Consider the following 24,670-nt stretch of genomic DNA (forward strand, 5'->3'; position numbering starts at 1 on the left):
CTTGACGGGTCATGCTAACGCTCATGTTTTATCACGCAAAAATACCAGGATCGCCTCGCAGGTTGCCTGTGTTTTTTCTTCCAGTACCCAATGCCCAGTGTTGTGCAATATAAAAGAGTACGGTTGCGTAGTGATACATTTGACTTGCTCGGCCAAGGTATTTCCTCTCGAATGGTCCCCACCGATGGTGAGCACAGGCACCGTCAGTTTATTGTTGGCGAATGCTTGATTATCACTCACATCATGCTCTATCCAGGCTGAATAAAGCATGAAGGCCGCCTCCATGCGTCCAGGCCGGGAATGATCTTTCACCAAAGCCACACGCACCTCGTCCGGCATTGTGTCGTTGCCGGGAAATACAAAGTCGTCAAAAAACATGTCCAGGTAAGTTTGTTCCTGACCTTGGATCATGGTGAGAGCCGTCTTGCCAAAGAAGCGGAAATGCCACTTGCTCGCAAGGCGGGCTTGCGGGTCTCCGTTATAAGCCGTTTCCCACCCTGGGATGCCAGGAATGAATCCGTCCATCAGGATGATACGTTTGGTTTCATCGGGATAAAGTGCTCCGTAGGCATAGGCGATCATTAAACCCATGTCATGGCCGACAATATCAACCTGTTTGATGTTCAGGTGGATGACCAGTTCGTGCAGGTCATGCGCCATGCTTTTTTTGTCATAGCTGCTTTCTGAAATATCGGTTTCTCCAGCACCGCGATAATCAGGAACGATAGGCGTATAACCGGCACGCACCAATGGCCCCATCAATACTTCCCAATTGCGCCAGCTTCCCGGGAACCCATGCACCAGCAGCACCGGGTTTGCGCCATCACCGCTTGTGAGATAGTGCATGCGGATACCGTTCACGTACACGTAGGCCCGTGTGAATGATGCACCCCCTACAACAATGTTTTGTTCCACAGAAGGCGATGTGGCCTGGTGTCGAGAAGATAAGGCGGTGACGCCCGACCAGGCTATGGAATCCATCATTTTCTCGTCCATTTTGGGAACCGAATTAATTTCATGAGATACGCCGTGCAGCGCATAAGTAGCGCTGAACTGTTTGTCGAGCGTTAACTTGTAAGGTGTTCTTAAGGCGTTTAAAGCCTGTGGCTTTCCGAATGCCATCGATACTGTCGAAGTTGACAGTTCCGACAAGCGGCAATTGTTCCGATTGAGACCCGGCAGAGCAGCGGCAGGTGCAAAAGTAGGCCGGAACTTGCATCGGACTCCTGTTGACTGTAGGAAAAGTCGCATTTCTAGTTGCGATGTTTCCTATTCGCTCCAGATGCCCACGATGTTGGGATTGCGATTCACCAGCGTTGCAACGTTTTATTCATCATTCCGAATCATCTGGCTCAGTGCTCTTTCCCGGCAGAAAGGGGAGCAGACTGAAGCCCGTGAATAAGGCCTTGGAAATGCACTCAACTTTATACGCCTCATACACCAACGAAGTCTCCTGTGAGTATCTCCGTCATTTGGACGATTTGTACGTGGTGCAACAGCAACTCGATGGTGTTGACGAAAAAGTCATCACATTTATTAATCAACAAAAAGCATTCGTCGAAGCTCATCCCCCCATCGCTATTTACCGAGTGGCCACCGAGGGCAGCCAGACGCGTAACGGCGCAACGATCCAGCAAGTGTCATCGTCGTTGACGTTCACCTTGGATAATGGCTTGAAAGTACGAGCCGCGCAGAAAGGCGACGAGGTGGTATACGCCGATGGCAGCACAGCGCGGATCGTAACCGCCGCCGGGGCGGCCAACAGTAATATCGCCCTGGTCGGCAGCCGTTTGAGCAATGGCGACGAGATCATCAATACGCTTCAGAGACGTTTTCTGATCATCGTGCGTAAAGGCGTGCCGATGGCCGACGACTTTTTGCCCGCTCTCAAACTGGCGGATGTTCATTACTTGCACTCGAATGGGGTGAAGGAGGACATCCAATGAACGAGGGCTACTTCATCGGCTTGGGTGACAAGACCACTTGTGGTGGGAAAGTGCTAGAGGGCGATAGCAGGGGCAATCTGTTTGGCCTGCTGCAAGCCCGCGAAGGTGATCGTGTCTCGTGTGGACAGGATGGAAAAACCTATCAGATCAGGGGGGGCATTGCGCATATGGTCAGCCATGGCAGGCATCTGGCCGGCACGCTGGATAGCCAGAGTACCTGCCCCTGCAAGGCGCGACTGATCCCTTCGGTATTCTGGGCTACCTACAAATGAAGAGGCGCAGGTGATGACGGCAGCTCCAGCCAACATCAACGGTGCTGACCCACCGCAATCGCGAGCAAGCTCGCTCCCACAGGATTGGGTGGCGTACCCAGATATTGCGTACACCATAGATCCACTGTGGGAGCGAGCTTGCTCGCGATTGCGGTGGATCGGTGCACTCAGCCGTGCCGGGCTTATTGCACCTTCGCCAAATCCCCTTTCAACGCAACGCCCGCCATGATCGCGCCGGCGTGGCATTCGTAGGTAGTCGGGTCCTTGCGTTCGTTGCTCTTGTAGAAGCTGACGATGTTGGTGACGGCGTTGGCGCCGGCGTTCTTGGCCGCTTGGTGCAGGCTGATCAGGGCCGATTGCAGCACCCATTCGCAGGCGACTTCATCGGACTTGTTGAACGCGTTGGTTTTCTTGTTGGTCACGGCACCCGGGCTGACGACAGTGACGTTGCCGGCCGGTTTGTTGCCGGCCAGGTAGAACTTCACGCTGCCGTCGATCTTGCCGGTGCGGATGGCTTCGGCGACGACTTTGTCGAACGGTAGGAACAGCGCGGTATCGCGAGCCTGGCTGATGGCTGGCAGGGTGCTGAGCAACAGGGCGGCGGTTACGGCGATTTTCTTCAACGACATCATGGTCTCCTTGACGAGGGGTAACAGCAGTTTGAATTCGGTTCAGTGCCAGCGGCGGAAGATCAGCGAGGTGTTGACCCCACCAAAGGCGAAGTTGTTGTTCATCACGTATTCGTTGCTCATCGACCTGAACTCGTTGCGCAGGTAGTCGAGCTTGCCGCATTGGGGGTCAACCTCATCGAGGTTGAAGGTGTGCACGTAGAGGTCGCGGTTCATCATCTCGATGCTGAACCAGGATTCCAGCGCCCCGCAGGCACCCAGGGTGTGGCCGAGGAAGCTTTTCTGCGAACTGATGGGCATGTGTTCGCCGAACAGGCTGCTGGTGGCCAGGGTCTCGGCAATGTCGCCCTGTTCGGTGGCGGTGCCGTGGCCGTTGACGTAGCCGATGGCTGACGGTTCGAGGCCGGCATCTTCCAGGGCCAGTTCCATGGCCCGGCGCATGGTGAGCAGTTCGGGGCGGGTGGCGTGCTGGCCGTCGGCGTTGCTGCCAAAGCCGACGATCTCGGCATGGATCCGCGCGCCACGGGCCAGGGCGTGTTCCAGTTCTTCAAGCACGAGCATGCCGGCACCTTCACCGATCACCAAGCCGTCGCGGTCCTTGTCGTAGGGGCGCGGGCTGGTCTGTGGGGCATCGTTTTTCAGGCTGGTGGCGTAGAGCGCGTCGAAGACCATCGCTTCGGTCGGGCACAGTTCTTCGGCGCCACCGGCGAGCATCAATGGCAGGCGCCCGAACTTGATGGCCTCGTAGGCATAGCCGATGCCATGGCTGCCGCTGGTGCAGGCGCTGGAGGTGGGAATCAGGCGCCCGGTCAGCCCGAAGAAGATGCTGATGTTGGCCGCCGTGGTGTGGGGCATCATCCGCACGTAGGAGTTGGCATTCAGCCCTTCGGCCACGCTGTTGAGCAGCATGTTGCCAAACGCCTTGATCTCGTCGGTGCTGCCGGTGGACGAACCGCAGGACACGCCCATGCGCCCATCCTTGATCGACTCGTCGCCCAGCAGGCCGGCGTCGGCCAGGGCCTGTTCCGCCGACGCGACCGCCAGGCGCGAAACCCGGCCCATGCTGCGCAGTTGCTTGCGGGTCCAGCGGGCCGGTACCTGGAAGTCGTCGATGGGGCCGGCCAGGCGGGTGTTCAGTTCGGTGAAACGGTCCCACTCATCCATGCGCCGGATGCCGCTGCGGTTGGCGGCGAAGTTGGCGGCGATGGTCTCCCAGTCGCTGCCTATGGAGGTGATACCGGCCATGCCGGTGACGACGACGCGCTTCATCAGCACAAGCCTCCGTTGACGGCCAGGACTTGCCGGGTGATGTAGCCGGCCTCAAAGGACATCAGGAAGTTCACCGCACCCGCCACTTCTTCCGGGGTGCCCATGCGCTGGGCGGGGATCATTTTCATCAGTTCTTCCACGGGTACGTTTTCATCGAGCATGGCGGTGTCGATCAGGCCTGGCGCGACGCAATTGACGGTGATCTTGCGCTTGCCCAGCTCGATTGCCAACGCCTTGGCCGCGCCGATCAAACCGGCCTTCGAGGCGCTGTAGTTGACTTGGCCGCGATTGCCGATCAGCCCGGAAACCGAGGTGATGCAGACGATCCGCCCGGCGGCGCGACGACGGATCATCGGCATCATCACCGGGTGCAGCACGTTGTAGAAACCGTCGAGGTTGGTGCGCATCACCACATCCCAGTCGTCTTCGCTCAGGGCTGGGAAAGCACCGTCGCGGGTCAAGCCGGCATTGAGCACCACGCCGTAATAGGCGCCGTGGGTTTCGACGTCGGCTTCGAGAATGGCTTTGCAGGCGGCGCGGTCGGATACGTCGAATTGCAGCACACGCGCCTGGCGGCCCAGGGCCTGGATTTCTGCCTGGACGGCTTCGGCTTCGGCGCGGCCACTGCGGCAATGCAGCACGATGTCGTGCCCGGCCTGGGCCAGGCGCAGGGCGATGGCGCGGCCTATGCCACGGCTGGAGCCGGTGACCAGTACGGATTCAGTCATGACGGGTTTCCTGTTGCGGACGGTTCATGAAGGTAATGGGCGGCCTGGGGCGGACGGAATACGTTGAGCCGGGCCGTGGCGTGGATGCCGTGGGCGTGTATGTGGCATTCGAACACGCCCATGCCGTTGTCATCTTCCAGGGAACGCACGCCATGGATGGTCAGTTCGGTACCGACGGGAAAACAGTCGACGTTACATTCGAACTTGCGGGTGCCGAGTAAAAAGCCCAGTTCCACGGCATCGCCGCGCTGACGTGCATGGCAACCGGCAAACGCCGCCACGCTCTGGGCCATCAGCTCGATGCCGACCCAGGCCGGCAGCGCGCCGTCGTCGCGGTTGAACAAACCGCCAGGTTTGACGGTGGTGCAGGTATGGATCTGTTCGTCATCGAACGACAGGATCCGGTCGATGAGGATCATGTCGCCGGCATGGGGCAGCAGTTCGGCGAGCGGCCAGTCAATCATGGGGCGTCTCCGATAATCAGGCTGACGTTGTTGCCGCCGAAGGCAAATGAATTGCTCATCAGGCGGCGTGGGGTGGCCGGGTTCAGGCGGGTGCTGGCGGTGACCCAGTCCAGCGCTGGCAGGGCCGGATCGGCCTGGCCGTCCCAGACATGCGGCGGCAGGGCCTGGGCGCTGTTTTGCGTGCTCAGGGCCAGCCAGCAGAACGCCGCTTCCAGCGCCCCGGCCGCGCCGAGGGTATGGCCGGTCATGGGTTTGGTGGACGAGCAGGGCACGCCCGCCGGGAACAGCCCGGCCACCGCCTGGCTCTCCATGGCGTCGTTGTGCTGCGTGGCGGTGCCATGCAGGTTCAGGTAGTCGATCTGGCTGGCCTCGAGGCCAGCGCAGCGCAGGGCTTTTTCCATGGCCTGGCGGGCGCCGCGACCGCTGGGTTCGGGGGCGGAAATATGGTGGGCATCGGAACTGGCGCCGTCGCCGAGCAAGGCAATCGGTGTCCCGTCGCCTGGCGTCTTGCTCATGAGGAACAGCACGGCTGCTTCGCCAATGTTGATGCCGCTGCGGTTCACCGAAAACGGATTGCAGCGTTCGTTCGACACCGCTTCGAGTGCGGAAAAACCGTTGAGGGTCAGTTTGCACAGGCTGTCCACGCCACCGCACAGCACGGCATCGCACAGGCCCAGGTTCAGCAGGCGCCGGGCACTCATCAAGGCGCGGGCGCTGGAGGTGCAGGCCGTGGAAATCACATAGGACGGGCCGCTCAGGCCGAGCCAGTCGGAAAGAAAGTTGGCCGGCGCGCTGAGTTCCTGTTGCTGGTAGTCGTAGCCGTCGGGGAAGTGTTGCTCGCGCAGGTAATGGGCAATGCCCTGGCTGGCCTCATCGATTCCCGAAGTGCTGGTGCCCAACACGATGCCGATGCGGGCGCGACCGTAGGCCTGGATGGCCTGGTCGATCTCGGCGCGAATCTGCAGCCCGGCTTCCAGCAGCAGTTGATTGTTGCGGCTGCGATGCGCCAACAGGGTTGGGGGAATGGGGGCGAGTTCACCCGGCACCGCGGCAACCGGCAACGCACGTTCGGCGACCCAGCCGTCCTGGATACGCACGCCCGAGCAGTCGCCGGCAAACAGGTTGCGCGCGACGGCGTGCTTGTCGCGGCCCAGGGCACAGATCACCCCGAGGGCATTCAGATAGGCGGTCATGGGGCGTTCTCGGTCAACGGTGTGATGCGGTAGCGGGGGCCTTGGGTCAGGCTCATTTCAAAATCCAGCGGCTGCGTGTAGCGCACCTGCCAGCGACTCTCGAGGGTCCGTTGCGACGCCTGTTGCCGGGCGGCCGGGTAGTTGCCGGGCAGTTCGGCTTCAGGGGTCAGAGCGAACAACAGCGCGGCGAACAACTCCCGGGCCTCGGCATTGGGCGGCAGCAGACCGTCGGCTTGCCACTGGCCGGCGACCAGGCGCTGGCGGGCCACGGGAATGCCCAGCGGGTCCATCATCGACCAGCGGATGCCAGCGTCTTCGCGCTGGATCACCAACAACCAGTCCTGGCGTTGGCCGGCCAGGGTCCGCTCGATGTGCAGTTGCATCGGCAAGGCCAGGGTTGGCGTGCGCTCGGGCAGCGGCGCATGGCTGGCGCAGGCGCCGAGCAGCAACAGGCAGCCGATAAGCAGGGCACGAATCATCCGATGGCCCCTTCGACGGGCTTGCGAGCCACCACATTGACCAGGGTTTCCTCTCGCTCGCCAAACGGTTTGGCACGGCGCAGGCCAAAACGCTCCAGCAAGCCGAAGTCCTTGGCGCGGCTCCACCACAGGTAGGGGTAGGACACATTACGGGCTTCGAACTGGAAGCCTTGCCCGCGGATCATCTCCAGGTACTGCGCGGCACTTTTCTGCACGTGCATGGGATGACGGAACAGCCAGCGAATCACCCAGGTATCGATGTAGGCTTCGGTGGATTCGGCGAACATCAAGTAGCCGCCGGGCTTGAGTACGCGGTAGAACTCGGCGAGGGCCTTTTCCTGTTCCACCAGGTGATGGAACGTCTGGTGGCAGAACAGCAGGTCGACGCTGGCATCGGGTACTGCCAATGTCGCGCAGTCGCTGCCGATCAGTTCCACGGCCATGCCCTGGCGCGCGGCTTCCTCCCGACTCAAGTCCAGGCTGTGGGGGTCGGCGTCCACGCCGATCAGATGTTGCGGCGCGAAGACCTGGCGCAGGTACTGGAAGGACTTGCCCTGGCCGCAGCCAGCGTCCAGCAGCACCGGGTTGGCCGGCAGCGGGGTGCTGAACAGGCTGCGCAGGTCGTTGATCGCCACGCGCAACACATGGTGCTGCCAGGTGTGGCTGCGCAGGAACCAGAAGCCGAAACGGGTTTCTTCGACGTAGTTGTCGCTCAGGTAGCTCATGGTTGCTGACTCATGGTGCCGGGCTCGCACAGATTTCCGAGAGCATGCGCAGGCGCCGCTTGGGTTCGCTGACGAACGGGTTGCGCTGATCCCAGGCGTAGCCGGCCAGGATCGAGCTGATCATGCGACGAATGTCGTCCGAACCTTCGGTGTAGAAAATCACGTCCTGGAAGGTGCCGGCGTACCAGCCCTCGACGTAGCAGCGGAAGGTGTCGACGCCGCGCTTGAGGGGTTCGGCAAACTCGCTTTGCCAGTCCACGCTTTCACCTTGCAACTGACGGTGGAGTAAGGCGGCGGCCATGCTCGCCGAACGCATGGCGATGGTCACGCCAGAGGAGAACACCGGGTCGAGGAATTCCGCAGCGTTGCCCAACAGGGCAAAGCCAGGGCCGTGCAGGGTCTTGACGTTGGCCGAGTAGCCGCCGATGGTTCGCGCGGGGGTGTCCCACACCGCGTTGCGCAGCAGGCCGGCCAGGCTTGGGGTTTCGTCGATGAAACCGCGCAAGCAGGCATCGAGGTCGTCGGTGCGGCCAGCGAAGTGTTCCGCGGCGGCGACCACGCCCACCGAGCAACGCCCGCCGCTGAACGGAATGGTCCAGAACCACACGTCGCGTTTGCTTGGGTGGGTGGTGATCAGAATCTTTTCTCGATCGAAAGCCGGGGCGTCGATGCGATCCTCGATGTGCGTGAACACCGCCTGGCGCACCGGGAAATTCGACGGGGCTTCAAGATCCAGCAGGCGCGGCAGGACACGGCCATAGCCGCTGGCATCGAGCACGAAGTCGGCCTCGATGCCGTACTCGCTGCCGTCTTCGCGCTGCACGCCCAGTTGGGGCTTGGCGAGGCTGAAATCGGCCTTGGCAATCGCTTGGCCGTAGCGGATCTCCACGCCTTGCAGCGCGGCCTGGTCGGCCAGCAACTTGTCGAAATCGGCGCGTTGTACCTGGAAGGTCGTGGGCTTGCCATTGCTGAAGGTATCGCCGAAATCGAAGGCGCTGTAGCGCTCGCCCCAGGCAAACGCGGCGCCGTTCTTGCGCTGGAACCCGGCGGCATTCACCGCGTCGAGCATGCCGGCTTCTTCGACAAAATCCAGGCAATGGGACAACAGGCTCTCACCGATGGAGAACCGGGGGAAATGCTGGCGCTCGATGACCAGCACATCGTGGCCCTTGCGCTTGAGCAGCGCGGCGGCGATGGCGCCGGAAGGGCCTGCGCCGATGATGACGACCTGTCGACGTTCCATTTCAACTATTGGCACTGGAGCTCCTGGCCGGGACGGCAATCGAGGGAATACGGTGGAAACCGGTCACGGCCGGTAGCAATGTGGCGATCAGCCCCATCAGCATCAGCGTGAAATACAACGCGGGGCTGATGAGCTGTTGTTGCAAGAGCAGATTGAGGAAGACGATTTCACTCAAGCCGCGAATGTTCAGCAAGACACTCTCGCGCCAGCGACTGGCGCTGGCGAATGACGCCTCGGCCCAACCCAGGCCCAGCCAGTTGCCCAGCAGTTTGCTGGCAATGGGCAAGAGCAGCAACGCCGTCAATTGCAGCCAGTCGAGGCTGCCGATGGCGCTATGGACGTCGATCTGCACAATGCCGAACGTGAGGATCAGCGGGATCGCCAGGTACGTCTGCAAACCCTGCATCCAGGCGATATTGAGCGCCAGCCTCAAGGGCACTTTGAGCGCGGCCATGCACAGCAGATAACCAATGCCGACGATCAGCGCATTGAGCCGGTAGTGCTCGGCCACCACCAGCAGGGCAAAAAACACACCGCTGTACAGCAACGGCTGGCGCAGGCCAACCAGGCGCAACAGCAGCGGCACACAGGTGCCTGCCAACGGCAACAGCAGGCTGCCCAGGTGGAGGCTGCCCTGGGCCAGGCCGAACAGGGTCCAGCAGGCGAGGTCGATCAGGATCGCCGTTTGTACCAGTCGCCGGGTGGCGGCGGGTGGGTAATCGATGTGACGCAGGTACAGGTACAGCACCGGGATCGCAGTGAGCGCAAACAGCAGTCCCACCGCCAGGGAGCTGATCCAGGGCTGGGGCGGCAGCAGCCAGCACGCTGTCGCCAGGCCGCAGGCGAACGGAACGACGAAGCTTGGCAGGGCGATTTTCACGCTCTGGCGGTCCAGGCGCAGGTCGATCACGTCGCTGAGGATGTGCCCCAGCAACAGCGCGAACGCGAGGCTGTAAAGGTTCTTCAGCCACACCGGTGACACCAGTTGCGCGCCGCTGAGCTGCCAGCCCGGCTCGATCCAGAAATACATCAACAGCGGCAGGCCGAAGGTCGCCAGCAACAATTGGCTGACAATCGGGATCAACCCGAAGCGAGCGCCTAGGCGAGTGGCGACTGCGAACAGCCCCAGGGCCATGAGCCAGAACAACAGGATCATCATCGGGCGGGCTCCGCGACCGCAGCCGCGTGGGCTTGATGTCCGGCCCACGGCGCCAACATGAAGCTGAAGGCCAGCCCCAGGCTCACCGCCAGACCGAAGTTGCTCACCGCCGGTGTGCTGGACAGCGCCAGCAGGCCGAACGACAGCCAGGTAGTGACCGCCGCCAGCAACGTGCCCAGCAGGCTCACGGCGGCACCGCCGATCTGCTCGCGCATCAGGATCGCGTAGTCGACGCCGATGGCCGTCACCAGCAACAGGCCGAACAGGCTGAACAAGGTCAGTGGCTGCCCCAGCCAACCGAGGCTCGCCAGGCTGCACAGCGCGGCCAGCAACGGCAGTGCCACGATGCGCAAGGCGCCGCCGACGCCAAACGGCCAGATCAGCAGCACAATCAGCACGCAGGAGGCCAGTTTCAACTCGGCGGCGCTGACCTGCGTGGCGGCGAAGACCCGGTTCAGGTCGCCCAGGCGATCCACCAGTTGTACGCCCGGCAAATCCACCGCCTGCACCCGCAGCAATGCGGCATTGTTCAAGCCTTGGAGGCTGATCATGGCGGCCACGCCTTGCCCTGTCGGCCCGAGCCAGAGTGTGCGATAGGGCTCGGCCAAGGGTCCGGTCAACGCGACATCGATGTCTTGCACCGGCAAGGCTTGCAGTTGCGCCAGCTCCGCTTGCAGCGCGGCGACCGGCACACCCAGGTCCAGCAGCGGTTGCCAGAAGGCTGGCAAGCGGGCCAGGGCCTCACGCACCTTCTGCTGTTCGGCGGGCGGGCTGACCAGTTGATTCAGCGACAGGTAGCCCTGGAGTTTTTCCAGGCCGATCAACTGATCCAGCCGCTCGTTGAGGGCGGTCTGGCGCTCCAGCAGTTGGGACTGATCGTCGGCGCGGATCAGGAAGAACTGGCTGGTGGGCTGGAAGCCGGTGATGCGCGCGATGTCCCGGGCTTCGTCGGTGAGGTGCTGGGGCGTGCCGATCCACTGGCGAATGTCGTTTTTGGTGGTCAGGTGCCAGAGGCCACCTGCGCAAAAGCTCAGCAGCAACACCAGCAGCACTGGCGTGGGTACCCGCGCCAACAGCGCTTGGCGGGCCTGGAGCAGGCATTCGCACAACCGCAGCGGCCACTGGGCCGGACGCAAGTCGGCACCCTTGAGCAGTGCCGGCAGCAGGCAGACGGCGGTCAAGTAGGCGCCCACCAGCCCGGCGGCGGAAAAGATCGCGATCTGGGTCAGGGCCGGGAACGGTGTCCAGGCCAAGGCCAGGTAGCCGATGCAGGTGGTCGCCAGGCTCAGGCTCAGCCCCGGCAGGGTCAGGCGCAAGGCCGGCCAACTGCGCCATGGCTTGAGGCTCCAGCTCTTGGACAGGTAGTGCAATGGGTAGTCCACTGCGACGCCGATCAGGCTGGAACCCAGTACCAGGGTCATCACATGCATGCGCCCGAACAGGGCCACGCAGGCCACCGCGCCGAACAGCATGCCCACCAGCACCGGCATGAACGCCAGCCATACGCGCAGGCGTCGGAAGGCCAGCAACAGCAGCAGCAAGATGCCGACCGTCGCGCCACCGCCGACCCAGGTGATTTCTCGCGACGCTTGTTGCTGGCCGCTGGCGGCGTACAGCAGGCCGCTGGCCGCCAGCAGTTGACCTTGGGCCTGGCCCGCCTGGTCGCGACTGCGTTGCAGCAGTTCGGCCACTTGCAACGGCAGGTTCATGTCGAAGGCGTTGCCTTGGGCGCGGGCCCGCAGCATCACCCAGCTTTTACCGTCGGCATCGGCGACCAACGCACCGCTGCCCAGGTCGAACTTTATCGCGCCGCGTTGTGGCTGGCTGTTCTGGATGCGTCCGGTCAGGCCCAGCCAGTCGTCCTGGTTCGGCACCAGGCTGAAGCCGCTGAACGGGTCGAACAGGGCCTGCACCCGTTGCTGGATGAACGCCTGGGGCTGTTCGATCAATTGCTGCCGGTCCGCCGCCGAGAGCATCGCCAGCCGCCCGTTGAGCAATTGTGCGCGCAGCGCCGGCAAGTCGGCCTGCAACGTCCACTGGACCTTGTCGAACAGACCGCTGGCCTGCCATTGCTCGCCGAGGGTTTGCGCCAGGGCGATGGCTTGCTGGCGATCGGTGTGACCAACCAGCACCAGCATCTCGCGATTGAGCGGCTCCTGCATGCGTTGTTCGGCGATGAGTTCCAGGGCATCGGGCGACGTGCCCGGCACCAGCTCCATGAGATTGGCCGACAGCGGCGCGCCGTTGCGCCATTGCCAACCGGCGAGCGCGAGCACTGCCAGCAGCAGGATCAGGAACAGCCGGGGCAGCATCCGTTCACTCGGTAAAATCATGTTGCTCCGCTTCGCTCAAGGGTTGTGCGCTGTTGCTGTCCTGCATGCGCAGCACGGTACTGTCGCCTTGGGTTTCCAGCAATTCGATGCGCTGCACCAGTTCGCCACCGTCGATGTTGATCTGCTTGAAAACCTGTTTGAGCAGCACCGAGCGCGGGGTCAGGGTGAGCTTCCATTGTTGCGGCTCGCCCGACAGGCTCAGTTCGAAATCCCGTTGCAGGCCACTGCTGTCGCCCTGCAATACCGCCAGGAACAAGCGATTCTGCTCGGCGCCGGCGCTCTTGTTGGGCAGCATCTGCCAGGCGTTGCCATCCCGCCGGGCGATGCCCTGGGCGGTGATGCGGTAGTCCTGTTGCAGCGGGGTTTGCAGCAGCCACAGCAGCCCGTGGTTTTTCGCCAGCACGAAGCGCCCCTTGCTGGTGAGGGGCTGGGGCAGGGCCCGCAGGTGTTTTTCCTGGATGAACTGTCCGTGAATCACTTGCGGGCGGGCCAGTTGGTCGCTCAACTGTTGCAAGTCGAACGCCTGGGCCAGGGGTGCCAGGCAGCACAGCAATAGCCAGACTGACAGGCGCTTCATGGCAGTTTCCTTTCCACGGCTTCGACAAAGACCCGGGGCGAGGCCAGCAGCATTTCACGGTTGCTCATGTCCACGGCTACCTGTACGGAGCTGGCACGGGTCAGGCGTTCGCCGGTTACTGCGTCGCTGATCAGGTAATTGATCTTCAGTCGGTTTTCCCACTCCACCAGGCTGGCTCGCACGGTCAGGGCCTGGCCGAACACGGCGCTGCGCACGTAGCGCAGTTGCAGGTCGATGATCGGCCATGCGTGGCCGGATTCGAGCATGTCGTTGTAATTGTGGCCGATCAGGTCGAGCAAGGCGCAGCGGGCCACTTCCAGGTATTTGACGTAGTGGCCGTGCCAGACCACGTTCATCGAATCGACATCGAAAAATGGCACCACGATCTGCGTGTCGACGTGCAAAACACCTTGGTTACGCATGCAGCCTCCAGTGTTGGTCGGCGATACGTTGCAGGCACAGGCGCAATTCGCCTTCCAGGGCGCGGTCTTCGATCACCGGGGGGAAATCCTCGGCCAGTTGCTCGTGCATGGCGGCCAGGGCCGGCGGCAGTGGGCGGGCGTCTTTGGCACGGCTGCGCAGCCACACGCCCTGGTTGGCGGCCAGCAAGGTGGCGGCGGCGACTTGTTCGGTCAGCTCCAGTACGCGGATCGCATCCCGGGCGGCGATGGTACCCATGCTCACCTTGTCCTGGTTGTGGCACTCGGTGGAACGCGAGAACACGCTGGCCGGCATGGTGTTTTTCAGGGCTTCGGCGGTCCAGGCACTGGTGCCGATCTGCACGGCCTTGAAGCCATGGTTGAGCATCGCCCGTTCGGCGCTGGCGCCGGACAGGTTGCTTGGCAGGCCGTGGTTGTAGCGCTCGTCCACCAGCAGTGCGAGCTGGCGATCCAGCAAGTCGGCGACGTTGGCCACCAGGTTCTTCAGGCTGTCCATGGCGAAGGCGATATGCCCACCGTAGAAATGCCCGCCGTGCAGCACGCGCTCGGCTTCGGCGTCGATGATCGGATTGTCGTTGGCGCTGTTGAGTTCGGTTTCGATGAACGCGCGCAGCCAGTTCAGGCTGTCGGCCAATACCCCAAGCACATGGGGCGCGCAGCGCAGGGAGTAGCGGTCTTGCAGGCGATGCAGGGGCGCGGTGGGGGCGTCGATCGCCAGGTCCTTGCGCAGCCACGCGGCGACTTGCATCTGCCCCGGGTGTGGCTTGGCGGCGAACAGGCGTTCGTCGAAGTGTTCCGGGTTGCCTTGCAGGGCGACGACGTTCAGCGCGGTGATGCGGGTGGCCAGTTGCAGCAGGTAGTCGGCGCGGGCGAAGGCCAGGCAGGCCAGGCCGGTCATCACGGCAGTGCCGTTCATCAGTGCCAGGGCTTCCTTGGGCCGCAGCACCAATGGGGTCCAGCCCAGTTCGCGGTGCACATCAGCGGCCAACCGCCGCTCGCCACGGAACATCACTTCTCGTTCGCCGGACAGCGTGGCGGCCACATAAGACAGCGGCGTGAGGTCGCCGCTGGCGCCGACCGAACCCTCTTGCGGGATCAGCGGCAGGATGTCGTATTCGAGGAAGGCCTGGAGCCGCTCCAGCAATTCGACCCGCACCCCGGACACGCCGTGGCACAGCGACTGCAAGCGCGCCGCCAGCACCGCGCGGGTGGCCTGGGCGTCGAGCAGCTTGCCCAGGCCGCAGCCGTGGAACGTGTACAGGTGACGCGGCAGGGCTTCGACGTGGTGCAACGGCACGGCCACCACGCAGGAGTCGCCGTAGCCGGTGGTCACGCCGTAGATCACGCCTTCCTTGTCCAGCAGGGAATCGAGGAATTGCGCACCCTTGGCAATGCGTTGGCGGAACGCCGGGTCGTCCTGCAATTGCGTCGGTGCCTGGCGGTTGGCCAGGGCCAACACATCTTCAATGCGTAAGGGGCGTTCGCCGAAGGTTACCGGCTCAAGAGTGGGCATCGTCATCGGTCTTCCAGAAAGGGTAAAAGTTGAACCACTGTTGGGGGCCCTGGAGGCAGTACTGCGCCAGGCGCTCGGCGTAGCGGCCGGCCCAGTGTGCGATCACTTGCTCGCGCTCGTTGCGCTTCCACGCCACGGCATCGGCGAAGGGTTCGAGGGTGACGCGATAGCGCCCCTCGTGCTTGAGGCACATCAGCAGGTTGACCGGGCATTTGAGCAGGCCGGCCAACAGCCAGGGGCCCTGGGGAAATGCCGCCGGGTGGCCCATGAAATCCACGGTCACGCTGCGCCCGCCGTGCAGCGGCACGCGATCGCCGGCAATCGCCAGCCACTCGCCGCGCTCCAGGCGTTCGCTCAACTGCAACATGATCACCGGGTCCAGCTCGCTGACCTGGATCAGCCGCAGGTGTGTGGCGCCCGCTTCACCGAGCAAGCGGTTGAACTGCTCGGCGTGCTTGGTGTGCACCAGCACATTCATGGTGACTTTCTCGCCCAGCTCGGCCAGGGCACGGCACATCTCCAGGTTGCCCAGGTGCGCGCCCACCAGCATCTGCCCGCGGCTATCGCGCAGGTGGTTGCGCAGCTGTGCCGTGTCGACGATTTCGATCTGGTCGATGCTCAGCTTGCCGTTCCAGACATCGAGTTTGTCCAGCAGGGAGTCGGCAAAGGCCATGAACTGTCCGAACACCCGCCAGCGGGTCGGGCGCAGCTCGGGACGTGCGCTCCAGTCGGCCAGGCGCTGCTGGTACTGCCAGGCCGCCCGGCGCGCGCTGCGGCCGAAAATGAAGAAGTACAGGACGATGCCGTACAGCACCGGGGTCAGTAAGCGCCGGCCCAGCACCTTGGCGGCGACTGCGGTGAGTTTCATCAGCCAGAAACTGCCGCGCTCCTGGCGGTCGGCCCAATGTTGCTTGTCTGCCTGAAGGCTCATGTCCGCCACCGTCGCCAGAGAATCAACGGCGCGCGCACCAGCATGCCGAAGAACAACCGGGTGTGCATGCTGGAGATCAGCACGTTGTCGTGGAACAGGCGAAAGTGCGAGACCCCATCCTGGGGGTAATGGACCCGGGTGTGCAGCCAGTGCATCGGTTGATTGCGCCAGGCCAGGCGCACGAGGATGTCCGAATCGAAATCCATGCGTTTGCCGATGTTGGCCGAGTCGATCAGTGCCAGGGTTGGCGGCAGCGGGTAGACCCGAAAGCCGCACATGGAGTCGCGGATTTGCAGGGACAGGCTGTTGATCCAGACCATGACGTGGGTCAGGTAGCGTGCGTACAGACGACCTTTCGGCACGCTGGCGTCGTAGCGCGGGTAACCGCAGATCACCGCATCCGGATGGGCACGGGATTGCTCGATGAAGGTCTTTACGTCGCTGAGGTCGTGCTGGCCGTCGGCGTCCACCTGCAAGGCGTGGCTGAACCCCAGGCGCGCGGCTTCGCGCAGGCCGGTCATCACTGCGCCGCCCTTGCCCTGGTTGACGGCCAGCCTGACCAGATGAACCCGCTCGCCTTCGGCCAACCGTTCCAGCACGGCGGCACACGCCGGGCTGCTGGCGTCATCCACCAGTACGCAGGGCAGGCCGTTGGCGAGCAACGCCTGGACCACGGCCGGGAGGGCGGTTTCGTGGTTGTAGACCGGGATGACGGCGCAGGGGTTATGCATGATTGCTGCCCTCCACAAATCCATTGTGGCGAGGGAGCTTGCTCCCGCTGGGCTGCGAAGCAGACCCTGGTTTTTCAAGAGCGAGTGCTTCGCACTCGAGCGGGAGCAAGCTCCCTCGCCACAGGAGGGCGGTGCAATTAATCATGAGTCATCCCCAGCACAATCCGTCCACTGGAACAGGCCGCCGTGTCATTGCGGTAGGCGAAGTACAGCTTGCCGCGTTCGCGGTCGAAGCGCAGGTGCAGTTGGACCTGATCGCCGGGGCGGACCAGTTGCTGGAATTTCAGCACTTCCATGCCGACGAATCGGGGCGGCAGGTCCAGCAATTGGCGGCCCAGGCTCAAGGCCCAATCGACCTGCACCACGCCCGGCAGTACCGGCGCTGTGGGAAAGTGGCCGCTGAAGTACGCAAGGTCCGCAGGCACGACCAGTTGCAGGTTCCACTCACCGTCGGTTTCGACGTGTTCCAACACTTCAGGCGCCTTGGGGCGTGGCGCCATCAGCAGCGCCTCGACCTCGGCCTGGGGCAGCTTGCCCTGGGCGTTGAGCGGCAACTGCCGCAACCAGCGCCAACGCCGTGGCAGGGCGAGGGTTTCGCAATGTTCGCTCAGGTGCCGGCGCAGGCCTTCGGTAACGGCGCGACGGCCCTGATTGCGCAAGGCACGCAGGCCAGCCTCGCTCAGCACCAGCAGCGCGCCAAGGGAGGCACGATTCTCCTGCACCACCCCCAGCCGCGCTTCGCTGACCCAGTCGTGGGCCACCAGCGCTTGTTCGAGCATCGGCAGGGAGATGCGTTTTTCTTCGAGTTTGACGATACGGTCTAGTCGTCCGAGGAGCTCAAAGCGCCCATCTTCTGCGATTCGGGCCGCGTCAGCGGTGTGTTCCACATGCCCGGTCGGCAGATAGGGCGAGGCGATCAGCAAGGCGCCGTCGCTGTCCTGGCTCAGTTCGACGTCGGCAAAGGGTTGCCACAATCCGCTACCCTGGCGCCAGGCGATGCCGCCGGTTTCCGAACTGCCGAAAATTTCCGTCGGCCATTGCCCCAGGCGCTGCTGCAAGCTTTGTGCAGCGTCGGGTGGCAAGGCGCCGCCAGAGGAGAACACCCGGCGCACGCTGCTCAGGGTCGGCCAATCGAGGTTATCGCCCATGCGTTTGAGCAGCGCCGGGCTGGCGACCCAGGCGAACGCCGGTTGGTCGCGGCTGGCGCGTTGCAGGTCTTCGGGGAACGCCAATTGCCGCCGCACGAACGCCCGCCCGGCGCACAGGGGCCAGAGCACCCGGAACAGCAACCCGTAGATGTGCTGGGTAGCCACGCTGCCGATCATGCAGGCCGGGCCCAGGTCGGCACCCCACAGGTGCTCCAGGGCCTGGACCTCGTTACTCAACTGGCGCAGGGTTTTCTCGATGCGCTTGGGCTCGCCGCTGGAGCCAGAAGTGCACAGGCTCAGCCAGCAGTGATCCAAATCCAGTTCGGCGGCGTCCATCGGCGCCTGTTGCAGGTCGCCGGGATGGGTGTCGCCGGGCTGGTCGGTCAGCCACAGGTCCACGTCCGCCGCCCAGCGCTGGCGTGTCTGCGCTTGCAAGTCGGCGGGAAGCAGGACCCGGACCCCAGCGCGCCAGGCACCGAGCAGGGCGACGGCCAGGTCGGCGGCATCTTCCAGGTGCACCGCCACCTGCCGCACGCCCCGGGCATGCAGGCCGGTCGCCAGGCGCAACGCCGCGTCCCGCAGTTGCGAGTGATTCAGCGCCGGATCGACCGCAACGGTGCGTTCCGGCTGAGCCTTGAGCAGCATCTGCTCAAGTGTTATCCAATTCATGGGCGGCCTCTTACCCGTTGTCGTATGAGCCATTCAATGGCAAACAGCAGCCCCATCAATCCGTAGGAAATCAGGCCGGTGTACAACATCCACCAGCTCAGCGGCGCCCAGAGGGTCAGGGCGGCGGCGAGCAAACCGTTACATAGGAAAAACACACTCCAGGCCACCGTGACCTGGCGGGTATACACCACCGCCTTGGCCGGCAGCTGCGGTTCGCGCAGGCGGGCCAGGCGTTCGATCATCGGCGGGCCGTATTTCAGGCTCAGCACGAACAGCCCGAGCATGAACGCGCTGATCAGCACCGGGTACCAGCGCAGCAGGAGCGGGCTGTCGAACAGCGCGAGCAATATGCAAAACACGATCGCCGTGGCCGCCATCCAGCGGCTGCCGGCCCCACCCTTGCCAAGCAATGCCCGGGCCAGCCACAGGCTACCCAGCAGCAGCCCGAACTGCCACGGGGCGAAGTGCTCCATGCCGAAATACACCGCAAAGGGGTACAGCAGGCCCGCCAGCAGCAGGCCGAGGCCAATCAGCCGGGTCATGCGGCCGGTTGGACCAGTCGATAAACCGCCTCGACCACGTCATTGACGGTGCGCACCGACTTGAATTCTTCGGCAGCGATTTTCTTGCCGGTCTGACGCTTGATATGGTCGATCAGGTCGACCGCATCGATGCTGTCGATTTCCAGGTCCTGGTAGAGGTTCGATTCCAGCGTCACACGCTCAGGGTCCAGCTCGAAAAGCTCGACCAGAGCATCGCGCAGGGTGTGGAAAATATCGTCACGAGTTTGCATGATCCGGTCTCAGGGGCGTTTTGCAGTGACGAAGGCCGCAAGGCTTGCCACATTGCTGAAATGGTTACGGGTGTCCTTGGCGTCGGCGTCTATCTTGATGCCGTACTCCTTCTGGATCGCCAGGCCTAGCTCCAGGGCATCCACCGAGTCCAGGCCCAGGCCTTCGCCGAACAGGGTCTGGTGGTCGCCGATGTCGTCGATGCCGATGTCTTCCAGGCCGAGGGCGTCGATGATCAGCTGTTTGATGTCACGGTGCAGATCGCTCATCTTCGGCGAGCTCCTTGATGTAATAGTGATGCAAAAAATCGTTGAGCCTGCGCGAAGCCTGGGGTGGCGGGCCGAGCGCGGCGAACGCCTGTGGGTCTATATCGGCCCCGACATGAAAACTGAAGTGCACGCGGCGCTGGGGGATGCGATACCAGGGTTCGGCCTTGGTCAGGGTCGTGGGGCAGACCTTGATCGTGACGGGCGTGAGGATTTTCGCACCCCGCAGGGCGATGGCCGCCGCCCCCCGATGAAAGGCCGGCACCTGGCCTGGCTGGGTGCGCGTTCCTTCGGGGAAGACGATCAGCGTCTGGCCCTCTTGCAAGGCGTCGCTGGCGGCATCGAGCATGTCCATGCTGCCGTCGTTGCTGATGTATTGGGTCGAATGCAGGGGGCCCCGGGTAAAGGGGTTGTCCCAGAGGCTTTGCTTGACCACGCAGTTGGCGTCGCGCACCAGCCCGATCAGGAACACCACGTCGATCAGCGACGGGTGGTTGGCAATGATCATCTGCCCGGGGCGCCCGAGTCGTTCGGCGCCATCGATCTGATAGGTGAGCACCCCGGTACGGGCCATGAACCGAATAAAGAACCAGAACAACCGCCCGACCGTGCGGCGGGCCCTTTGGCGGTGGGCCTGGGCATCGCCGGGCCACCAGGCCAGCAACGGGAACACCAGTAAACGCAGGCACAGCCCGCCCAGCCCGAACAGGGCGAAGCTTGCAGCGGTCGCGACCAGGCGCCAGCAATAGGCGTCGCGATGTTTACCGGTCACCGGTTGCGTTGCCAGGTCCATACACGATTCTTCCAGGCATGTTGGCAGGTGGTTTCGTTGTTCAGCAGGGTACGCAATAGATCCAGGGCATGGGGCCAGTCGCTACCAGACGATTGGCCGGCCTGCGCGCGCAGGTCCAGTTGCCAGTCATCGCCCGGGGTCAGCAGCAGGCCCATGGCATATGGAAACGGCACGTCGTCGACCCACGGCGCATAGACTTGCGGAGGCTGTTCTTCGGTGATCACCAGCAGCACCGCAGGCGATCCTTCGTTCAATAGCGCGACAGCCTCCAGCACACCGTGTTCCAGCCCGTCCCCGGTCGCGGCCAGGGCGGTCATTTCGCTGGTTTCGCCGCGCATGATCGACCACAGGCCAATCACCGCGTTGTGCACCGACAGGCTGAATTGGGTCGGCGACAAAGGCTGGTCGGCTGCCAGGTCCTTGAGAATCTCAAAAGTGCGCGGGGTTTCGCCGTGGCGGGAAATAAAGACCAACGGTAGGTCCGACCGGCCCTCGGCCAGTGGCCAGCCGACGCTGAAGGCCATCCGCGCCAGGCGGCTGAGGCGCCGGCGCTGCATGGCCGGCAGGAACGAAACGTCAGGGGCGGCATCGCTGGCCGGCAATACGACCGGCTGTCGGCTCCATGCCTGCCAATCGGCCACGCTTTCGAGCCCAGGGGCCCACGTGCGCCATTGGGCGATATTGAAATTGATCACAAACTACACCCCACCCCTGCGGGCTTTTATTGTCACGGTTCAGTGGTTTGACCCGCGTCCAACCCTGCATGGCCTTGCGACCCAAGTGGCGCGCATTATCCCGGTGCGGTTGGCTTGTAGCAAATACTGGTTACATATTGTCCAGCGAAATGTACGGCTTGGTTCAGTCGCGAACTATTGTCACGACTATTGCCGGCCTGTCTGTCGGTTTTTTCTGTCATTTGTCGAGCGAATTGACGCTTCGATTGTTGGAAACGCCACTGTTGCCGTAGTCCTTCTACGCAGAAGGTAGCTAAGCGGTGTCGCTGCCTACTACACTCGGGAATCTTTGATACACGGAGGTTTTGACATGCGGCGCGTGGTGTTCAATCAGAAAGGTGGCGTGGGCAAGTCCAGCATCGCCTGCAATCTGGCGGCAGTCAGCGCCAGCGAGGGCTATCGCACGCTGTTGGTGGACCTGGACGCCCAGGCCAACTCCACTCAATACCTGACTGGCTTGACCGGCGATGACATTCCCATGGGCATTGCCGATTTCTTCAAGCAAACGCTGTCGTCCGGGCCGTTCTCGAAAAAGAACAAGGTGGATATCTACGAAACGCCGTTCGACAACTTGCACGTGATCACCGCCACGGCGGAGCTGACGGATTTGCAGCCCAAGCTTGAGGCCAAGCACAAGATCAACAAGCTGCGCAAACTGCTTGAAGAGCTGGAGGAGGATTACGACCGGATTTACCTGGACACCCCGCCCGCGCTGAATTTCTACGCGGTTTCAGCGTTGATCGCCGCTGATCGGGTGCTGATCCCCTTCGACTGTGACAGCTTCTCCCGTCAGGCCCTGTACGGCCTGCTGGCGGAAATCGAAGAGCTCAAGGAGGACCATAACGAAGGCCTGGAAGTCGAAGGCATTGTGGTCAACCAGTTCCAGGCCCGGGCCAGCCTGCCGCAGCAGATTCTCGACGAACTGATCGCCGAAGGCCTGCCCGTATTGCCGGTGTACCTGAGCAGTTCGGTGCGCATGCGCGAATCCCACCAGGCCAGCCTGCCGCTGATCCACCTTGACCCACGGCACAAACTGACCCAGCAGTTCATGGAATTGCATAGCCTGCTGGAAAGCGCCTGACCGATAGAGATCCATTGTGGGAGCGAGCTTGCTCGCGATAGCTGCCGGGCAGTCGATGCAGTATTGACTGATACACCGCTATCGCGAGCAAGCTCGCTCCCACAGTGCTTTGATTCAAATCCCCTGGCTGCGCAACCACCCCATCAGCTGCGGCAACGGCAGCGCCCCGCTCTGGCGCGCCACCTCCCGGCCATCCTTGAACAGAATCAGGCTGGGAATCGAACGGATCCCCAACTGCGCCGATAACGGCTGGTTGGCTTCGCTGTCGAGCTTGGCCAGCCGGCATTTGCCTGTCAGTTGCGCGGCGGCCTGTTCGAACACGGGCGCGAAGGACTTGCACGGTCCACACCAATCGGCCCAAACATCCACCAGCAACGGCAGGTCGCCCTTGATCTGGCTGGCGTAGTCGCCTTGCTTGAGTTCGAACGGCTTGCTCAATAACACCTGGGCCTTGCAGCGCCCGCACTTGGGCTGGTCGCCCAGGCGTTCGACGGGTATGCGATTGAGCCCGTTGCAATGGGGGCAGGGGATCAGCATCAGGTCAGTCTCCAGAAAATCATTGGCACAGATCGAACACTATATAGAAACCACCGCAAAAACTTGTGGGAGCGAGCTTGCTCGCGATTTCGGAATATCAGTCAAGAAGGCATTGACTGTCAGACCGCTATCGCGAGCAGGCTCGCTCCCACAGGGGGTATGTGTTGCCGGTTATTTTGCGTTGGTCAGCGTGTTGTAGCTGGTCATCAGGTTGCGGTAGTCCGGGATGTGGTTGGAGAACAGGGTTGCCAAACCTTCCACATCGTTGCGCCAGTCGCGGTGCAGCTCACACGCCAGGCCGAACCAGGTCATCAGTTGCGCACCGGAGGACGACATGCGGTCCCAGGCCGATTGACGTGTCAGCTCGTTGAACGTGCCGGAGGCATCGGTCACCACGAACACGTCGAAGCCTTCAGCCAAGGCCGACAGTGCCGGGAAGGCCACGCAGACTTCAGTCACCACGCCAGCGATGATCAGTTGCTTCTTGCCGGTGGCCTTGATGGCCTTGACGAAATCTTCGTTGTCCCAGGCGTTGATCTGGCCGGGACGAGCGATGTACGGCGCGTCCGGGAACAGGTTCTTGAGCTCGGGCATCAGGGGGCCGTTGGGGCCGGTTTCGAAGCTGGTGGTGAGGATGGTCGGCAACTGGAAGTACTTCGCCAGGTCGGCCAGGGCCAGCACGTTGTTCTTGAAGCGGTCCGGGTCGATGTCGCGCACCAGGGACAGCAGGCCGGCTTGGTGGTCCACCAGCAGGACGGCGGCGTTATCTTTGTCGAGACGGTTGTAGGAAGTGGTCATGGCGTAGTCCTCTTTAAGTTTTGGTTGCCGAAGGTTTCGGCGTGGTTAAGGTTTTCAAATGTCGGTGTAGCGATTGATCGGTGACTCATCCGGTCGAAGCGTCCGGCTTCAATCCGTGTTGCGTTTCGATGGGTGTAGATTAAAACTGGCACCTTTGATGCGCTAGACTGCAAAAATCCGCCTTAGCGTTCTATTTGGAGAACGATCATCGAAGACCTCAACACGCTTTACTATTTCACCCAGGTGGTCGAGCACCGCGGTTTCGCCGCCGCTGGCCGGGCGCTGGACATGCCCAAGTCGAAACTCAGCCGGCGTATTGCCCAGTTGGAGGAGCGGCTCGGGGTGCGGTTGCTCCATCGCACCAGCCGCCACTGCACGTTGACGGAGATCGGCCAGGCCTATTACCAGCGCTGCCTGGCGATGCGGGTCGAAGCCGAGAGCGCGGCGGAAGTGATCGAGCGCAACCGCTCCGAGCCCCAGGGGCTGGTGCGCATCAGTTGCCCGACGGCGCTACTCAACAGTTGGGTCGGGCCGATGCTGACCCGCTACATGCTCAAGTACCCACGGGTGGAGTTGTTCATCGAGAGCACCAACCGCCGGGTGGACCTGATCCATGAAGGGTTCGACATTGCCTTGCGAGTGCGCTTTCCGCCGCTGGAAAACACCGACATGGTCATGAAAGTACTGAGCAACAGCACCCAATGCCTGGTGGGCGGCCCGGCGTTCCTGGAGCGTTTGTCTTCACCCGCGTCCCCGGCGGACCTCAACGGCTTGCCCAGCGTGCACTGGGGCGCGGCGCAGCGTGAATACCAGTGGGAATTGTTCGGCCCGGACGGCACCCGCGCGCTGATCCGCCATGAACCGCGCATGGTCACCGACGACCTGCTGGCCCTGCGTCATGCCGTGCTGGCCGGCATTGGCATCGCTCACCTGCCCACCGTGGTGGTGCGCGAAGACATAGCCGCTGGCCGGCTGGTGGAACTGGTACCGGGCTGGACGCCCAAGTGCGGGATCGTCCATGCGATCTTTGCTTCGCGCCGGGGGTTGCTGCCGTCGGTGCGTACGCTGATTGATTTTCTGGCCGAGGAATTCAGCCAGAGTGATATGGCGTAGCGTGGAGGCAGCTATGCCAGCGTATTTCCCTTGGGTGGGCTTGCTTGGGATGGTGGCCTGATAGTTGGTCGGGGTTTTTGACTGGGTACATATCCATTGTGCGGTCAC

At 62.7% G+C, this 24,670-nt stretch carries 28 protein-coding genes; 4 read left to right on the forward strand and 24 right to left on the reverse strand.

All coding sequences use genetic code 11. From position 1 onward, the window contains the following. Positions 1 to 21: 21 nt before the first annotated feature. The gene (locus KI237_RS02680) at positions 22 to 1,122 is read right to left on the reverse strand and encodes an alpha/beta fold hydrolase (protein ID WP_249410687.1); all 1,101 of its coding nucleotides are present in this window, start codon (positions 1,120 to 1,122) and stop codon (positions 22 to 24) included. Between the two features lie 272 nt (positions 1,123 to 1,394). On the opposite strand from KI237_RS02680, the gene KI237_RS02685 reads away from it, so the two are divergent. Together KI237_RS02685 and KI237_RS02690 are read left to right on the forward strand one after the other, a co-directional pair. Then, positions 1,395 to 1,946, forward strand: coding sequence for a hypothetical protein (locus KI237_RS02685; protein ID WP_249410688.1), 552 nt, complete (start codon positions 1,395 to 1,397; stop codon positions 1,944 to 1,946). Then, positions 1,943 to 2,218: a PAAR domain-containing protein gene (locus tag KI237_RS02690; RefSeq protein WP_212798690.1), complete on the forward strand. Its 276-nt coding sequence runs from the start codon at positions 1,943 to 1,945 to the stop codon at positions 2,216 to 2,218. The genes KI237_RS02685 and KI237_RS02690 overlap by 4 nt, the downstream gene beginning before the upstream one ends. A gap of 182 nt (positions 2,219 to 2,400) precedes the next feature. Here KI237_RS02690 and KI237_RS02695 read toward each other — a convergent pair whose 3' ends face one another. The 21 genes from KI237_RS02695 to KI237_RS02795 all read right to left on the reverse strand — a co-directional run bounded on the left by KI237_RS02695 (position 2,401) and on the right by KI237_RS02795 (position 20,994). Further along, positions 2,401 to 2,847, reverse strand: coding sequence for an excinuclease (locus KI237_RS02695; RefSeq protein WP_025211438.1), 447 nt, complete (start codon positions 2,845 to 2,847; stop codon positions 2,401 to 2,403). 42 nt (positions 2,848 to 2,889) lie between these two features. Next, positions 2,890 to 4,116, reverse strand: a complete 1,227-nt coding sequence (locus tag KI237_RS02700) for a beta-ketoacyl-ACP synthase (RefSeq protein ID WP_212798691.1) — start codon at positions 4,114 to 4,116, stop codon at positions 2,890 to 2,892. Then, a complete protein-coding gene (gene fabG, locus KI237_RS02705) occupies positions 4,116 to 4,844 on the reverse strand; it encodes a 3-oxoacyl-ACP reductase FabG (protein ID WP_212798692.1) in 729 nt (242 codons plus the stop codon). Before fabG ends, KI237_RS02700 begins: the two co-directional genes overlap by 1 nt. Beyond that, positions 4,841 to 5,308, reverse strand: coding sequence for a hotdog family protein (locus KI237_RS02710; RefSeq protein WP_212798693.1), 468 nt, complete (start codon positions 5,306 to 5,308; stop codon positions 4,841 to 4,843). The genes fabG and KI237_RS02710 overlap by 4 nt, the downstream gene beginning before the upstream one ends. After that, entirely contained in the window at positions 5,305 to 6,501 is a 1,197-nt protein-coding gene (locus KI237_RS02715) for a beta-ketoacyl-[acyl-carrier-protein] synthase family protein (RefSeq protein WP_212798694.1), read from the reverse strand. The genes KI237_RS02710 and KI237_RS02715 overlap by 4 nt, the downstream gene beginning before the upstream one ends. Then, positions 6,498 to 6,980 (reverse strand): DUF3261 domain-containing protein, encoded by a 483-nt coding sequence (locus KI237_RS02720; protein ID WP_212798695.1) that lies wholly within the window; start codon positions 6,978 to 6,980, stop codon positions 6,498 to 6,500. The genes KI237_RS02715 and KI237_RS02720 overlap by 4 nt, the downstream gene beginning before the upstream one ends. Further along, positions 6,977 to 7,705, reverse strand: coding sequence for a class I SAM-dependent methyltransferase (locus tag KI237_RS02725; RefSeq protein ID WP_212798696.1), 729 nt, complete (start codon positions 7,703 to 7,705; stop codon positions 6,977 to 6,979). Before KI237_RS02725 ends, KI237_RS02720 begins: the two co-directional genes overlap by 4 nt. A 10-nt stretch (positions 7,706 to 7,715) precedes the next feature. After that, positions 7,716 to 8,963 (reverse strand): NAD(P)/FAD-dependent oxidoreductase, encoded by a 1,248-nt coding sequence (locus KI237_RS02730; protein WP_212798697.1) that lies wholly within the window; start codon positions 8,961 to 8,963, stop codon positions 7,716 to 7,718. Further along, positions 8,950 to 10,107 carry a sodium:proton antiporter gene (locus KI237_RS02735; protein ID WP_212798698.1) on the reverse strand — a complete coding sequence of 386 codons (1,158 nt, stop codon included), beginning with the start codon at positions 10,105 to 10,107 and terminating at the stop codon, positions 8,950 to 8,952. Before KI237_RS02735 ends, KI237_RS02730 begins: the two co-directional genes overlap by 14 nt. Beyond that, on the reverse strand, positions 10,104 to 12,440 hold the full coding sequence (locus KI237_RS02740) for an MMPL family transporter (RefSeq protein ID WP_212798699.1): 2,337 nt from the start codon (positions 12,438 to 12,440) through the stop codon (positions 10,104 to 10,106). Before KI237_RS02740 ends, KI237_RS02735 begins: the two co-directional genes overlap by 4 nt. Then, the gene (locus KI237_RS02745) at positions 12,424 to 13,017 is read right to left on the reverse strand and encodes an outer membrane lipoprotein carrier protein LolA (protein ID WP_212798700.1); all 594 of its coding nucleotides are present in this window, start codon (positions 13,015 to 13,017) and stop codon (positions 12,424 to 12,426) included. Before KI237_RS02745 ends, KI237_RS02740 begins: the two co-directional genes overlap by 17 nt. Beyond that, the gene (locus KI237_RS02750) at positions 13,014 to 13,439 is read right to left on the reverse strand and encodes an acyl-CoA thioesterase (RefSeq protein WP_212798701.1); all 426 of its coding nucleotides are present in this window, start codon (positions 13,437 to 13,439) and stop codon (positions 13,014 to 13,016) included. Before KI237_RS02750 ends, KI237_RS02745 begins: the two co-directional genes overlap by 4 nt. Continuing rightward, entirely contained in the window at positions 13,432 to 14,976 is a 1,545-nt protein-coding gene (locus KI237_RS02755) for an HAL/PAL/TAL family ammonia-lyase (protein WP_212798702.1), read from the reverse strand. Before KI237_RS02755 ends, KI237_RS02750 begins: the two co-directional genes overlap by 8 nt. Next, positions 14,957 to 15,901 (reverse strand): lysophospholipid acyltransferase family protein, encoded by a 945-nt coding sequence (locus KI237_RS02760; protein ID WP_212798703.1) that lies wholly within the window; start codon positions 15,899 to 15,901, stop codon positions 14,957 to 14,959. The genes KI237_RS02755 and KI237_RS02760 overlap by 20 nt, the downstream gene beginning before the upstream one ends. Further along, a complete protein-coding gene (locus KI237_RS02765) occupies positions 15,898 to 16,632 on the reverse strand; it encodes a glycosyltransferase family 2 protein (protein ID WP_212798704.1) in 735 nt (244 codons plus the stop codon). Before KI237_RS02765 ends, KI237_RS02760 begins: the two co-directional genes overlap by 4 nt. A 137-nt stretch (positions 16,633 to 16,769) precedes the next feature. Continuing rightward, positions 16,770 to 18,449 (reverse strand): ApeI family dehydratase, encoded by a 1,680-nt coding sequence (locus tag KI237_RS02770; RefSeq protein ID WP_212798705.1) that lies wholly within the window; start codon positions 18,447 to 18,449, stop codon positions 16,770 to 16,772. Next, positions 18,446 to 18,991 carry a COG4648 family protein gene (locus tag KI237_RS02775; protein ID WP_058543721.1) on the reverse strand — a complete coding sequence of 182 codons (546 nt, stop codon included), beginning with the start codon at positions 18,989 to 18,991 and terminating at the stop codon, positions 18,446 to 18,448. Before KI237_RS02775 ends, KI237_RS02770 begins: the two co-directional genes overlap by 4 nt. After that, positions 18,988 to 19,242, reverse strand: a complete 255-nt coding sequence (locus KI237_RS02780) for an acyl carrier protein (RefSeq protein WP_003197040.1) — start codon at positions 19,240 to 19,242, stop codon at positions 18,988 to 18,990. Before KI237_RS02780 ends, KI237_RS02775 begins: the two co-directional genes overlap by 4 nt. Positions 19,243 to 19,251: 9 nt before the next feature. Then, positions 19,252 to 19,509, reverse strand: coding sequence for a phosphopantetheine-binding protein (locus KI237_RS02785; RefSeq protein WP_014336216.1), 258 nt, complete (start codon positions 19,507 to 19,509; stop codon positions 19,252 to 19,254). Continuing rightward, positions 19,490 to 20,299: a lysophospholipid acyltransferase family protein gene (locus KI237_RS02790; RefSeq protein ID WP_212798706.1), complete on the reverse strand. Its 810-nt coding sequence runs from the start codon at positions 20,297 to 20,299 to the stop codon at positions 19,490 to 19,492. The genes KI237_RS02785 and KI237_RS02790 overlap by 20 nt, the downstream gene beginning before the upstream one ends. Next, complete coding sequence (locus KI237_RS02795; RefSeq protein ID WP_212798707.1) at positions 20,275 to 20,994, reverse strand: beta-ketoacyl synthase chain length factor; 720 nt, start codon at positions 20,992 to 20,994, stop codon at positions 20,275 to 20,277. The genes KI237_RS02790 and KI237_RS02795 overlap by 25 nt, the downstream gene beginning before the upstream one ends. A 349-nt stretch (positions 20,995 to 21,343) precedes the next feature. On the opposite strand from KI237_RS02795, the gene KI237_RS02800 reads away from it, so the two are divergent. Next, a complete protein-coding gene (locus KI237_RS02800; protein ID WP_212798708.1) occupies positions 21,344 to 22,114 on the forward strand; it encodes a ParA family protein in 771 nt (256 codons plus the stop codon). Positions 22,115 to 22,228: 114 nt separating this feature from the next. Here KI237_RS02800 and trxC read toward each other — a convergent pair whose 3' ends face one another. Together trxC and ycaC are read right to left on the reverse strand one after the other, a co-directional pair. Continuing rightward, positions 22,229 to 22,651 (reverse strand): thioredoxin TrxC, encoded by a 423-nt coding sequence (gene trxC, locus KI237_RS02805; protein WP_212798709.1) that lies wholly within the window; start codon positions 22,649 to 22,651, stop codon positions 22,229 to 22,231. Between the two features lie 171 nt (positions 22,652 to 22,822). Next, entirely contained in the window at positions 22,823 to 23,449 is a 627-nt protein-coding gene (gene ycaC / locus KI237_RS02810; RefSeq protein ID WP_212798710.1) for an isochorismate family cysteine hydrolase YcaC, read from the reverse strand. A gap of 207 nt (positions 23,450 to 23,656) precedes the next feature. Between ycaC and KI237_RS02815 the strand changes: the two genes are divergently transcribed. Then, positions 23,657 to 24,562 carry a LysR family transcriptional regulator gene (locus tag KI237_RS02815; RefSeq protein WP_212800542.1) on the forward strand — a complete coding sequence of 302 codons (906 nt, stop codon included), beginning with the start codon at positions 23,657 to 23,659 and terminating at the stop codon, positions 24,560 to 24,562. The last annotated feature ends 108 nt before the right edge of the window (positions 24,563 to 24,670 follow it).

It is taken from the genome of Pseudomonas sp. St316 (assembly GCF_018325905.1).
Lineage (GTDB): Bacteria > Pseudomonadota > Gammaproteobacteria > Pseudomonadales > Pseudomonadaceae > Aquipseudomonas.